The 12,632-nt window shown below is 47.0% G+C and carries 17 protein-coding genes; 13 read left to right on the top strand and 4 right to left on the bottom strand.

The window, feature by feature from the left end; translation table 11 throughout:
- Positions 1-73: 73 nt before the first annotated feature.
- Positions 74-1,309 (bottom strand): MDR family MFS transporter, encoded by a 1,236-nt coding sequence (locus KNO91_RS14085; protein ID WP_214818578.1) that lies wholly within the window; start codon positions 1,307-1,309, stop codon positions 74-76.
- A 101-nt stretch (positions 1,310-1,410) separates the two neighbouring features.
- Here KNO91_RS14085 and KNO91_RS14080 point away from each other — a divergent pair, with 101 nt between their 5' ends.
- Together KNO91_RS14080 and KNO91_RS14075 are read left to right on the top strand one after the other, a co-directional pair.
- Positions 1,411-3,036: an ABC transporter substrate-binding protein gene (locus tag KNO91_RS14080; protein WP_214818577.1), complete on the top strand. Its 1,626-nt coding sequence runs from the start codon at positions 1,411-1,413 to the stop codon at positions 3,034-3,036.
- An 11-nt stretch (positions 3,037-3,047) separates the two neighbouring features.
- A complete protein-coding gene (locus KNO91_RS14075) occupies positions 3,048-3,449 on the top strand; it encodes a hypothetical protein (RefSeq protein WP_214818576.1) in 402 nt (133 codons plus the stop codon).
- A 14-nt stretch (positions 3,450-3,463) separates the two neighbouring features.
- Here KNO91_RS14075 and KNO91_RS14070 read toward each other — a convergent pair whose 3' ends face one another.
- Together KNO91_RS14070 and KNO91_RS14065 are read right to left on the bottom strand one after the other, a co-directional pair.
- Positions 3,464-3,673, bottom strand: coding sequence for a YdiK family protein (locus tag KNO91_RS14070; RefSeq protein ID WP_015880600.1), 210 nt, complete (start codon positions 3,671-3,673; stop codon positions 3,464-3,466).
- 16 nt (positions 3,674-3,689) lie between these two features.
- Positions 3,690-4,340 (bottom strand): CPBP family intramembrane glutamic endopeptidase, encoded by a 651-nt coding sequence (locus KNO91_RS14065; RefSeq protein ID WP_214791019.1) that lies wholly within the window; start codon positions 4,338-4,340, stop codon positions 3,690-3,692.
- A gap of 258 nt (positions 4,341-4,598) precedes the next feature.
- Here KNO91_RS14065 and groES point away from each other — a divergent pair, with 258 nt between their 5' ends.
- The 10 genes from groES (at position 4,599) to KNO91_RS14015 (ending at position 11,572) form a co-directional block, all read left to right on the top strand.
- The gene (gene groES / locus KNO91_RS14060) at positions 4,599-4,883 is read left to right on the top strand and encodes a co-chaperone GroES (protein ID WP_074032569.1); all 285 of its coding nucleotides are present in this window, start codon (positions 4,599-4,601) and stop codon (positions 4,881-4,883) included.
- Positions 4,884-4,922: 39 nt separating this feature from the next.
- Positions 4,923-6,557: a chaperonin GroEL gene (groL, locus tag KNO91_RS14055; protein ID WP_214697033.1), complete on the top strand. Its 1,635-nt coding sequence runs from the start codon at positions 4,923-4,925 to the stop codon at positions 6,555-6,557.
- Between the two features lie 129 nt (positions 6,558-6,686).
- Positions 6,687-7,256: a YdeI/OmpD-associated family protein gene (locus KNO91_RS14050; protein WP_214818575.1), complete on the top strand. Its 570-nt coding sequence runs from the start codon at positions 6,687-6,689 to the stop codon at positions 7,254-7,256.
- A 157-nt stretch (positions 7,257-7,413) separates the two neighbouring features.
- Positions 7,414-7,635 (top strand): hypothetical protein, encoded by a 222-nt coding sequence (locus KNO91_RS14045; protein ID WP_214818573.1) that lies wholly within the window; start codon positions 7,414-7,416, stop codon positions 7,633-7,635.
- 131 nt (positions 7,636-7,766) lie between these two features.
- Positions 7,767-8,714: a sugar-binding transcriptional regulator gene (locus KNO91_RS14040; RefSeq protein WP_214818571.1), complete on the top strand. Its 948-nt coding sequence runs from the start codon at positions 7,767-7,769 to the stop codon at positions 8,712-8,714.
- Positions 8,715-8,718: 4 nt separating this feature from the next.
- Positions 8,719-9,408: a ribose 5-phosphate isomerase A gene (gene rpiA / locus KNO91_RS14035; RefSeq protein ID WP_214818569.1), complete on the top strand. Its 690-nt coding sequence runs from the start codon at positions 8,719-8,721 to the stop codon at positions 9,406-9,408.
- Positions 9,405-10,373: a Gfo/Idh/MocA family protein gene (locus KNO91_RS14030; protein WP_214818567.1), complete on the top strand. Its 969-nt coding sequence runs from the start codon at positions 9,405-9,407 to the stop codon at positions 10,371-10,373. Before rpiA ends, KNO91_RS14030 begins: the two co-directional genes overlap by 4 nt.
- On the top strand, positions 10,357-10,878 hold the full coding sequence (locus KNO91_RS14025) for a VOC family protein (protein WP_214818565.1): 522 nt from the start codon (positions 10,357-10,359) through the stop codon (positions 10,876-10,878). Before KNO91_RS14030 ends, KNO91_RS14025 begins: the two co-directional genes overlap by 17 nt.
- Before the next feature lie 179 nt (positions 10,879-11,057).
- The gene (locus KNO91_RS14020) at positions 11,058-11,378 is read left to right on the top strand and encodes a nucleotide pyrophosphohydrolase (RefSeq protein WP_214818563.1); all 321 of its coding nucleotides are present in this window, start codon (positions 11,058-11,060) and stop codon (positions 11,376-11,378) included.
- The gene (locus KNO91_RS14015; protein WP_214818560.1) at positions 11,375-11,572 is read left to right on the top strand and encodes a hypothetical protein; all 198 of its coding nucleotides are present in this window, start codon (positions 11,375-11,377) and stop codon (positions 11,570-11,572) included. The genes KNO91_RS14020 and KNO91_RS14015 overlap by 4 nt, the downstream gene beginning before the upstream one ends.
- A gap of 4 nt (positions 11,573-11,576) precedes the next feature.
- On the opposite strand, the gene KNO91_RS14010 is transcribed toward KNO91_RS14015, so the two are convergent.
- On the bottom strand, positions 11,577-12,020 hold the full coding sequence (locus tag KNO91_RS14010; RefSeq protein WP_214818558.1) for a DUF4279 domain-containing protein: 444 nt from the start codon (positions 12,018-12,020) through the stop codon (positions 11,577-11,579).
- A gap of 79 nt (positions 12,021-12,099) precedes the next feature.
- Between KNO91_RS14010 and KNO91_RS14005 the strand changes: the two genes are divergently transcribed.
- Positions 12,100-12,567 carry a hypothetical protein gene (locus tag KNO91_RS14005; protein WP_214818555.1) on the top strand — a complete coding sequence of 156 codons (468 nt, stop codon included), beginning with the start codon at positions 12,100-12,102 and terminating at the stop codon, positions 12,565-12,567.
- Positions 12,568-12,632 lie beyond the last annotated feature (65 nt).

The raw sequence follows: 12,632 nt of genomic DNA, 5'->3' as shown, positions 1-12,632 counted from the left end.
GGTGCGAACAATCACGCTTGTCATGTCACTCAACAAAAAACCATCCGTTCTATTGAGAAGGGATGGTTTTGATTTAGGACGCCGCTCGTCGTAGGACGAGCTTTTCTTTTACATAGATGCCGCTATAGACGAGGAAACAGCCGAAGCTGACCAACAGTCCGATGTAGACGCTCATCATGAACGGGGTGAGAAGTGAACCAATCAAGATCGTCGAGCGTGATAAGAAATCGGCACCAGCAAATGAGGTTCCCGCAAATGCCGAGTACGCACCACGTCGGTCTTCTGGCATCATGTTCGCCTTCTCCGTATTCAATACTGGCGAGTACAACAATTCGCCGAACGTAGCGATGAGCATGAAACCGAGGAGAAGCATCATCGAGTTCGCGCTCGTGATGACGGCGTATCCGATTGTGTACAACGCGAGCCCACCGAGGAGCGTATGCTTGTTTGAGAAACGTGAGGCGAGACGTTGGATGAAGAACGTCAATGCGACGACGATGAGCGTGTTCTCGATTTGAATGAGACTCATCATCCGCACCCCGTTGATTGTCCAGTCTTCAAGCGAGAGCGGTTCGAACGAATCGGCGAGCCTTACCGCGACATAACTACCCATCGAGAACTCGGCAGCGAGGATACACATTGAGCCGAAGACGACTTTGACGAACGGGCGGTCACGCCAGGCGATTTGATAACTTTGGAATACGTCGACGAAGACGAGGCGGAGCTTCTGTGAGGTCCACGTCCGCTTCGTGTCTTCGAGAAAAATGGCGTACGCAATCGGCAACATGCTCGACGTGAACGTCAAAATCCAAAACAGTAACAGCTGGTTACTGACATAGAGCCAGCCTCCGAGCGCCGTCCCAATCGTGATCGATAAGTTGATTAACCAGTAATCGAGCGCATACACGGCTTTTCGATTCTCAGGCGTTGTCGCATCGATGATGATGGCGCTCATCGCCGGACGTCCAAGGTTGTTCGTGACCGTGAAAATCGTGTAGGCGATCATGAAGACAATCATCTGGTCAAATTGAAGACTGAGCGTCATGACGAGAAACATCGATGCTGTGAGACTTGCCGTCAACACGAGGAGTCTCTTCCGTGAAAATTTATCAGCGAGGTATCCTCCAATCAACCCAATCACATATCCGAGACAAACGAGCGAGACTAAGAAGACGCCCGCGATCCATTCGTTAAATGCTTTGACAAAGAGAAGTGCCATGAACGGCATGATTGCGAATGAGACCGAACGATTGAAAAATGAGGTTACGAGTCGAACTTTTATTGGTTTAGGTATATCTTTCCATTTCATCTTGTCACCTTCCATTCTGTACCTGTATGATAAACAAGACAATGGATTTGAAAAATGGACGACATGGGTAAAGGATGTCCACTTTTAAGGGGGAATGCGAGGTGGATGCGTATTTATTTCGATTATGGAAAGAGTGTCGGGATGGGGCGTACACGATTTCCGATATGGCGGAAGCGATTCATTTAAGCCCGAAACAAACGAAGCGCCATTTGGCACGGTGGCAGGAAGAAGGATGGCTCACGTATACGAGCGGACGCGGACGGGGAAACTTGACGCGACTCGAATGGCTGCGACACGTTGAGCGCGATTTGGCGAAACAGCTACTCGAACGCATGGAGAAAGAGTCGGTCGAAGCGGTGACGAGTCAGTTGGAGTGGGACTGGTCGCCTGCACAGGCAGGGCGGTTTATGCGCCAACTTGAGAAGAAGTTCGGATATGTCCAGACATCGAGCGATGCGCTCATCATTCCGCGCCGTCGTCACTTTTTAACGACACATCCACTCGAGGCGGCTGACATCCACAGCGCCCACCTCGTCCAAAACGTATTCAATCGTCTCTTTATGATTGATGCGTCCGGTGAGGTCACAGGGGAGCTTGCTCATCATTACGAATGGCAAGGAAGTACGCTCGTCTTGTTTCTTCGGAAAGGGGTCCGTTTCCATGACGGGTCGCTCATGACGAGTAAAGATGTGACGAAAAGTCTGCGTATGCTCGTTCAGTCGGATGCGTATCGGTATATGTATCGGCACGTCCGGCATATCGCATCGAACGGAACGTATCGTGTCGATGTCACGCTCGACAGGCGTCGAAATTCGTACATCCCGAAACTGTCGATGATTCATACGAGTGTCGCCAAAGGAAGTGTCGGGACGGGACCGTTTCAATTGGATCGCCATGACAAGGAGAAGACGGTTCTTCTCGCCTTCGAGAATTATTTTGGGGTCCGAGCACTTTTAGATCGGGTCGAGTTCATCAAAGTGCCAGACGGATATGATCCGACGTATCGCATCTCATCAAGGGATTCCAAAGAAACCGGACACATCTCGACACCGTCTGGGTTCGGGCTTGTCATCTTGAACAGTCATCCGAATAGTGTGTTCGCACACGAAGAGGCGCGCCATTACATGCATCGGTTGATTGCGGAGATTCGACCGGAAATCGGGACGTTGCATGAGCGAAGAACGCCGAACGATCAAGGGTTTCTCGGCTTGCTGAGTGAGACGTATGATGTTCCAGAAGGGCCACCTGTCACGCTCGATCGTCCGATACGGATCAAACAGACAGACTACACGAACGATACGACCGATTGGATTGCCGAGATGTTGACGCGTCACGGGATTGCCTATGAGTTCGTGCCCATCAGTTTCAAAGATTCGATTCATGACAAATCGTATTATGAATATGTCGATTTGGTCGTTCACGGGGAAGTGTTCGAACGGAACGTGACGCTCGGCTTTGAACAGTTCATGACGAACGAATACTCGCCGCCACATAAAGTATTGCCTTACATGGAGGAAATCGCGGAACGTATTGAACGGTACGATGACTTGCCGTTTGAGGACTGGTTACCCCTTCACCGGGAAATCGAACGCGAGTTGAAAGAAAAGTCGTACTTCATCCCGCTCTATAATGAGGAGCGGACGATTCCGTTCCCGGTCGAGTTGAAGGATGTCTGTGTCGACTTGTTCGGCTATTTTGATTTTGCAAAACTATGGATTCCGTCGTAAGGAGGGGTATGGTGCGTAAGAAGTTACTCATTGGGTTCATGATCTTTTTTGTAGGACTGTTTTTATTCGCGCTATGGGATGGTGTGTTTCTTAGCATCACAATCGTGGGTCTAGGATTCACCATCTACGGCTATCGACACGAAGAAATTGAAAAGCTTGAGGAAAAGGTGAGCAAGAGAATCATGAGACAAGTCGATGCGACACTCATGAACATCATGATTTACGGTTTGCTGGTCATTGGAGTGGTCATCAATTTCTTCTTGGATGAACCACAAATCCTACTGATCGATGCCATTTATATCGTATTAGGTGTATCGTTTGGTCTGCGTGGACTGCTCATTCGAAGTGTCTATCAAGAAGTAATACAAGAGCAATCGAAAGTTGCAACGATAAGAAAAACCCCGAGCTCGTAAGACTCGGGGTTTCATTATGCGGATTTGTCCGTGCCTTCTTTTTTGACTTTTCGAGCGAGTGCCAAGATTTGATACACTTTGAAAAAGTCGTAAGCGGCGACGGCGATGATGAAGTATGTCCAGAAGCTGAACCCATACTCTTGTACCGAGAAGTACGCGAGGACGGTGAACAACACACCGAACGAAAGACTGAAGAGCATCATCACTTTTAATTGTCGCGGCATAACTGCCACCTCATTTCTACATTAAAAATAGTACGAGCATCACGAGCGCGTTGTTGAACGCATGAATCGCGATTGGGACGATCAAGCGTCTCGTCTTCGCATAAGCGTATGAGAACGCAAAGCTCATCGCGATATAGACGAGGAAGCGATTGTCTTGATGGATGAGCGCGAATAGGATCGAACTGACCGCGAAGGCAATCCAGAATCCGAAGCGCACGTTCAAGTTCCCGAACAAAATATGACGGAAGAGAATCTCTTCGATAATCGGTCCGAGCAAAATGACAGGCAAAATCATGAGTGGGATGACTTCCACCATATCGGCGATGGTTTGTGTATTCATCGATTCGACAAGTTCGCCTGAAATGGCTGTTTCAATCAAATTCGCGACGATGACGAGCCCATATTGCATCAAAATCCCGAGTCCGATCCATTTTACCGTGTCATTCAAGTTAGATTGAACACCTTGTGCCTTATATTGCTTCAAGTCCGGCCAAATGAGTAATAACGACAATACAATCGTCACGGTAAACCCGATGGCCATCCAGAGCCCGATGAACGTTTCGGTTAACCATTCCGGTCGTACTTCACGGATGACGAGCGGGAACAGTTGGACGAACGCATATAATAAAATCGGGGTGAGGTGCCGGAGACGAATGTTAGGCGCCATCGAAAAACGGGTATTTATCGATTGGTTTGAGTTTAATGTAGCCAATTCAACACGTCCTTAATTTTAAGAATGAACCTACCTTTTTCTCATTGTAACAAATAAGTTCTCTTGACCGCGAGTGAGAGCATTTTTTGATGTTCCCCACTTGATTTTTTAATCGTTGCATACTACACTTATCAATGTTAGCACTCCTTTTAACTGAGTGCTAAAACCTTACGATACACATTACATCATTCATATTCGGAGGAGGGTTTTTCCATGTTAAAACCACTAGGCGATCGTGTCATCATCGAAGTCGTGGAGAAAGAAGAAAAGACGATCGGGGGCATCGTGCTTCCTGATACGGCGAAAGAAAAGCCGCAACAAGGGAAAGTCATCGCAGTCGGAACGGGCCGTGTGACAGACCAAGGCGAGCGTATCGCTCTCGACGTGAAAGAAAATGATTTGGTCATCTACTCGAAGTACGCAGGTACCGAAGTGAAGCATGATGGAAAAGAGTACTTAATCGTTCGCGAGAGCGACATTCTCGCAATCGTAGGCTAAGCACCATTATTCAAAAACTTTTTTAGGGGGAAATGAACGATGGCAAAAGATATCAAATTCTCAGAAGATGCACGTCATGCGATGCTTCGCGGCGTCGACGCACTCGCTGACGCAGTCAAAGTAACGATTGGACCAAAAGGACGTAACGTCGTCCTTGAGAAGAAATTCGGTTCACCACTCATCACAAACGATGGTGTGACAATCGCGAAAGAAATCGAACTCGAAGACCGCTTCGAAAACATGGGCGCGAAACTCGTTGCTGAAGTCGCGTCGAAGACGAACGAAGTCGCAGGGGACGGTACGACAACAGCGACAGTCCTCGCACAAGCGATGATTCGTGAAGGGCTCAAGAACGTCACAGCGGGCGCGAACCCGATGATCCTTCGTAAAGGAATCGACAAAGCGGTTCGTCGTGCACTCGAAGAGTTGAAATTGATTTCAAAACCGATCGAGTCAAAAGAAGCAATCGCACAAGTTGCGGCTATCTCGGCAGCGGACGAAGAAGTCGGCGAATTGATCGCAGAAGCGATGGAACGCGTCGGCAACGACGGTGTCATCACGATCGAAGAATCACGCGGCTTCACGACAGAACTCGACGTCGTCGAAGGGATGCAGTTCGACCGCGGATACCTGTCACCTTACATGATTTCAGATTCTGACAAGATGGAAGCGTCACTCGACAATCCGTACATCTTGATCACAGACAAGAAGATCTCAAACATTCAAGAAATCATCCCAGTGCTCGAGCAAGTCGTACAGCAAGGGAAGCCAATCTTGATCGTTGCTGAAGATATCGAAGGCGATGCCCTCGCGACACTCGTCTTGAACAAGCTTCGTGGTACGTTCAATGCGGTAGCCGTCAAAGCACCAGGATTCGGTGACCGTCGTAAAGCGATGCTCGAAGACCTCGCGACACTCACAGGTGGTCAAGTCATCACAGAAGACCTCGGTCTCGACCTCAAATCGGCATCACTCGACATGCTCGGTCGCGCATCGAAAGTCGTCGTCACAAAAGACACAACGACTGTCGTTGAAGGTGCAGGGAACGAAGAAACGATCAAAGCACGCGTTCAAACGATTCGTAACCAAATCGAAGAGACAACGTCTGACTTCGATCGTGAAAAACTCCAAGAGCGTCTCGCGAAACTCGCAGGTGGTGTAGCCGTCGTGAAAGTCGGTGCAGCTACGGAGACAGAGCTCAAAGAGCGTAAACTCCGCATCGAAGACGCGCTCAACGCGACACGTGCGGCCGTCGAAGAAGGAATCGTTGCGGGTGGTGGGACATCACTCATCAACGTCATCCCAGCCGTTCGTGCGTTGCTTGCAGAAGTGACAGCGGACGAAGCAACTGGTGTCAAACTTGTCCTTCGTGCACTCGAAGCACCGGTCCGTCAAATCGCGGAAAACGCGGGTGAAGAAGGTTCGGTCATCGTCGAGAAACTCAAGAACGAGTCAGTCGGTGTCGGCTACAACGCGGCAACTGGCGAATACGTCGACATGATTGCACACGGTATCGTCGATCCGGCGAAAGTGACGCGTTCAGCACTCCAAAACGCAGCATCTGTCTCAGCGATGTTCCTCACAACAGAGGCCGTCATCGCAGACAAGCCAGAAAAAGACGCTCCTGCAATGCCTGACATGGGCGGCATGGGTGGAATGGGCGGCATGATGTAAGTTATACGTCTTCACAGGAACCATTCATCAGCGAAAGCTGGTGGGTGGTTTTTTTGTGCTTCTTAGATAGAGTTTTCTATTTCTCGTACAGATAGGATAATGAAGAAAATAGAAGAGAGGACAAGCGTTATGGAAATCGACAAAGTATTACGCTTTAAACAGCGAAGTGAATTTCGAGAATGGCTTCATGAACATGCGAATGATGAATCTTTTTGTTGGGTCATTCTCAGCCGAAAGAATAGTGGGGACGGATTACTCTATCTCGATGCTGTGGAAGAGGCGTTATGTTTCGGGTGGATTGATGGGATTGCAAAGAAGACAGCAGAGGGAGAATTCGCCCAACGTTTTTCACCCAGACGACAAAAGAGTAATTGGACGGAGCTAAACAAAGAGAGGGTAAGACGTTTGATAAGACTCGGACTTATGCAAGAACGAGGATTAAGCGTTCTTCCTGATATGCGCGTTACGTCGTTTGTCGTTGATTCAGAAATCATATTGCGATTACAGGAAGATCCTCAAGTGTATGCGAACTTCATGACTTTTCCCGAACTATATCGCCGTATTCGAATTGATACGATTCAAAGCGTTCGTCAAGACCGTGAGTTGTATACGAAACGTCTCAATAAATTGATTGAGAAGACGAGAGCAAATGAAATGTACGGACACTGGAATGACGGTGGACGTTTGCTTCGTGAATGAGTTATTTAGATTGAGGATATTAATTGGTCCAACTCATTGCGCGAATGAGTCAAAATCGTCAATCTCCATAATAGATATACCCAAGGAATATGAAAATGTTGAAAATCGAAACTTCCTTCCCCTTTGTTCGTAATGAGTGAGAAAGGGGGAGATTTCGATGGTATCACGTTGCACGAATTGTCAGTATAAGTGGAAAGCGAAAGAGGTATGGTCACTCGGATTCTCAAAAGACGGAAAAGCGTGTCCGAACTGTGGACACACGCAATATATTTCTGGTGAAACGCAACGGCTGTTTACATTAGGCTATTTAAGTCTTCTGTTTGTTCCATTTCTTTTATTTCGAATCCGACTAAGCGACGAGAATGAACCTTTTCCATAAATCGTTTGAATACGAAACCCGCGTCACGATATCGATCGTGACGCGTTTTTTGTGTCTTCTTTAAATCAAACATATCCTGATTTGCACAAATGTTCATTTAGGTGTACATTTGTGCAAAGGGGTGTGGCTGTATGTCAGAAGAACTGAAGAGGCTTTACGAAGTAGCACACTTGTATTACGAACAGAATCAAACACAACACCAGATTGCAGAGGCGCTCGATGTCAATCGGGCCACGGTTAGTCGCATGTTAAAACGCATTCGGGAATTAGGAATTGTGAAGTTCCAAATTGATTACGATCGCTTTCAATCAATTGACGTGGCAGCCCAACTGAAAGAGCGGTTCGGTCTAAAACATGTCATCCTTGTACCTGAAAAGTCAGGACAACGCGAAGAGACGTTACAGCGTATGGGGGAAGCGTGCGCAACATATATCGGGACAATCATCACTGACAGTGATGTGATTGGCTTTTCATGGGGAACCGCACTGGCAGCCGTTGTGGAAGCACTCACGCCGAAAGAAGCATATTCGAGTATCCAATGTGTGCCACTCATCGGTGGGCCGGACGGAAAGCTCGAAAGTCGTTTTCATGCGAACACGTTAGCGTATGAAGCCTCACGAAAATGGCGTGGACGTTCTAAATTAATCGATGTTCCTGCTATTTTACCGAATGCCGCTATCAAGCAAGCATTAACCCAGTCGACACATGCTCAAGAAGTCGTGGAGCTTTGGGGTCGGATGAACATTGCTCTCTTTGGGATTGGGTCATCCCAACTGAACCAAGAAACCAACTGGTTGGCCTTCTATGGCCAGACGTTCACCGAGGAAATGAACGACCTCCAAATCGTCGGGGATATTTGTTCGAATTTTTATAATCAAAAAGGGGAACTCATGACGACGTCCTTATCAGATAGGACGGTCCATATCGAGCACCAACAGCTCGCAAAGGTCCCACTTAAAATCGGAGTAGCCTATGGAAGTGAGAAAGTAGATGCGATTCGAGTCGCCGCCGAGCATCAGTTAATTGATGTCATCGTGACAACCGATCGTACAGCCCAACAACTGTTACAGGGGGAATGAACGGATGGATGTAAAAGAGAAGTGTGCGGAAGCAGCGCTCCCTTGGATTGAGTCAGGGATGACAATCGGTCTTGGGGGTGGCAGTACGATTCAACACCTAATTAATAGGATTCATGCGAATCAACTGGACGTGACAATCGTGACACCTTCATTTGTGACACGACGCGCTTGTTTGGAAAAAGGACTTCGGGTTGTCGAGACAGGGGATGTCTCGCTGATCGACCTTGCCTTTGACGGTTGTGACCAAGTCGATGCTCGACACCACGCCCTGAAAAGCGGGGGTGGGATTCATACAGAAGAAAAACTCATCGCGACGATGGCGAAGCGATATGTATTACTGGTGGATGACTCTAAATTTGTGGAACGATTGACGTTCGATCATCCGGTTGTCTTAGAAATTCTTCCACAAGCATTTACCTATGTTAGCGAGAAAGTCCAAGAGCTCCCATGGGTGGAATCTCTACAAGTTCGTCAAAGTTTGAACAGTGATGGAGCACTAGTGACGGTGAACGGAAACCGATTACTCGACGTGGTCGTCCACCCGTCTAAAGATTCGATTGAGATGCAACACCAACTATCTCAAGTACGTGGTGTGGTCGATACGTCCTTGTTCACAGATGTCGTCACGCACATCATCGTCGCATCGAATCAGGATATAGTCGTCTATTCAACAGAAACGGGGGAAGTGGAATGAAGCAATGGGGAATCATTGGACCTGGAACGATTGCGACAGAATTCGCTCAAGCACTCGCACAATCAGAGGGGATTGCCTACGGAGTGTGGGGACGAGATGTTGAAAAGTCCGAACAATTTGCGCAAGAACATGGTATGAAACATGTGTACCAGACGTTAGACGAGATGTTGTCGTCACCTGACATCGACATCGTCTATGTGGCGACGCCTCATCATCTCCACTATTCGATGATGGAACAAGCGATTGCTCATGGAAAGCATGTCCTTTGCGAAAAAGCCATCACTTTAAATAGTGAGGAACTCGAGAACATTCATCGTCTGGCTGACAATCAAGGGGTGGTTGTGCTCGAAGCGATGACGATTTATCATATGCCACTCTTTGAAGAGTTGAGACGGCGTGTGCAGGCAGGTGCAATCGGACGAGTCAATATGATTCATGTGACGTTCGGCAGTTATAAAGAAGATGATCCGTCTAATCGTTTCTTCAATCCGGAATTGGCTGGGGGTGCGATGCTCGATATCGGAACGTACGCTTTATCGTTCGCTAGAAGTTTCTTAGATGAAGAAGTAGTGGAAGTGTTGACGACGATGAAACCTTATAGGACCGGGGTTGATGAACAATCGAGTACGATCCTTCGAACAGGCTCAAATCAAATGGTGAACATCACATTGGCAATGCGGACAAAGTTACCGAAGCAAGGAGTAATCGCGGGAGAAGACGGGTACATTACCGTCAATGCGTTTCCTCGTGCAACGGAGGCGACCATCACGTATACGAAAGATGGCTCGGTCGAGACCGTTCAGCTTGGGGAGACGGAGCAGGCATTACGCTATGAAATCGACGCGATGCACCGTGTCATTTCTGGTGAATCTGACGAGACGCGACTTTATTCACGGGATGTCATGACGTGGATGGATCGGATTCGTCAACAATGGAAGGGGACTCATCATGAACAGAGGAATTGATCACATCGGAATGACAGTGCCTTCTATTGAGGAGGCAACTACTTTTTTGAAGGACGCGTTCGACGCTGAGATTTGTTATGACGTGCAGCGTCCAGAAGATGAACCGATGCAAGGAGAAGAGGCGGAGCAGCAATTGGACTTACCAAACGAACAACAAATTATCCATATGCGGCTGATTCAAATCAAATCGGGACCATCGATTGAATTATTTCAAGTCGCTCATGTGAAAGAAACCGAACCGACTGGAATTTCATCGTACGGTTTACATCACTTCGCGATTTATGTGGACGATATGCAAGAGGCGGCTCAGCGCTTTGAACGTGCGGGTGGACAGTTGTTATCGAAACCACATCCGTTAGCCGGCGTCGAAGACAATGGAGATAACCAAGGTGTATACGGGAAGGCACCATGGGGATCACTCATCGAACTGATTGCCTATCCAGACGGAATTGATTACCCTGCGTCGAGTGAACAAGAACGTTGGACACCGGCGAAACGTAAATGAGTGTATATGAAAAGGATCGTCCTTTCGCAGGCGATTCTTTTTTAGTCCGTATTATTTGTCATTCACAAGAACGTATTAGGGGCATATGTGAACAGATAAAAGCGTATTAAAGTGCCATCTTTTGGTAATATGGAATTATGTTTAATGAGAACAAAATTGTGTATGAGGACGTGAAGAGTATGAACGAAGTACAACGATTAATGGACGAGGTCATTAAATTCCGTGATGAGCGCGACTGGGCGTTTCATCATAACCCGAAGGACTTGGCACTTTCGCTGTCGCTCGAGGCGAGTGAGTTACTTGAAGTGTTCCAGTGGATCTCGAGTGAAGAAGCGCTTGAGACGAAAAAGACGGAGATGGAAGAAGAACTGGCAGACGTGTTGATCTATGCCCTGACGTTCGCACATGCTGCTGACATCGATGTGTCAAAAGCGATTGAAGACAAGCTCGTGAAAAACGCAGTGAAGTATCCGATTTTGAGTGCGGAAGATTCAAGATGAAATCGAATCACCGATTGCTATTCGTCATGTATCTCGTAGCAGGTATATTGAACTTGGCTCTTTTTCTTGCGATTCCTTTGTTCCACATTGAACGTGCGAACTGGATGAACATCATGTTCCCGCTGTTGACAGTCATCTGGTTTGCGAATGCGTTTGTGCACTGGAGACAGATGAAACGAATTCATGTAGAGTGATGCGTTAAGTTTCATCAAAAAAGTCATCTTCTTCGTAAGGATTCGCATACAAGTCAATATCAAACTCGGCTTGAATACGGTGAGCAAACTGGATTGTATCCGTATCGATGACTAGCGCTGGAGCCTGTCCATCTTCAATCACGATGACGATGACAAATTTGGCTTGTAGATTTTCATATGTTTGATAGAGATGGTCTAATATTAGTTCTTTCCCATTTAATTTTTTAATAATTTGTTTTAGCTGATCGTTCACGTCAAATGAAGGTTGATAACCAGTACCAATCATCCATGCGGTAAAGGTAGATGGACGTTTAGAAGGTTCACGTGTCTCGCCCAATTTATAGAATTCGGTTGGGGTTAAATCAAGTAGCCTTGTCACTTCGTCAATCGAAAAATCATCACCGACAAGCTTGAAGTAGACATTGACTTCTGATTTCGTAGTAAACATTTCAATTCCTTCTTTCGCAGTTAATGGTTATTCAATAATTTGAGTATAGTTGAATATATAGAGAAGGGGGATTCTCTAGATGAATAGTTCTGAGCGATTTTCTCAACTCTACGCATCTGGAAAACGCTCGACCCGTCTTGCGATTCAAGTAGGGCTCTTGATTGTCTTCAGTGGTGCTTTGTTTTACTGGGGTGGTCATCAACAGTTAGCCGAAATCACTTGGTTCATCGTCTTATTTCCCATCACAGCGTGTATCAAGATTGCGTTTCGGACGAATGTTCTTTTGACATTTAACGAAAGAGTGAGATATCGACGACTCGTCTGGTATGAGTGTGCTCTAGGTCTTGGAATGATTGGAACGTTTGTGCTATTGAGTACGATGATTTTGTATAGAGAAGAATACAGTTCGGGATTGCTGTTGGCTTGTAGTCTCATTTTATTTGTCATCGTTGCATCCGAGAGCCTTGATTACAAATTGAAGCAAGTCGACGCATGTCATGTGACACATCGATTGTACAGTCGGGGAAAAGCCGGCCAGATTGATTGAAAAACGTAAGATTAGAAAAGGAGAAGGGCATCTACCATTACTTGAATGACATATAACCTTGCATA

Origin of the sequence: Exiguobacterium sp. s59 (genome assembly GCF_018617475.1) — a bacterium.
In the GTDB taxonomy this organism is placed as follows: Bacteria; Bacillota; Bacilli; order Exiguobacteriales; family Exiguobacteriaceae; genus Exiguobacterium; species Exiguobacterium aestuarii.
This window is presented reverse-complemented; position numbering and strand designations above follow the sequence as displayed.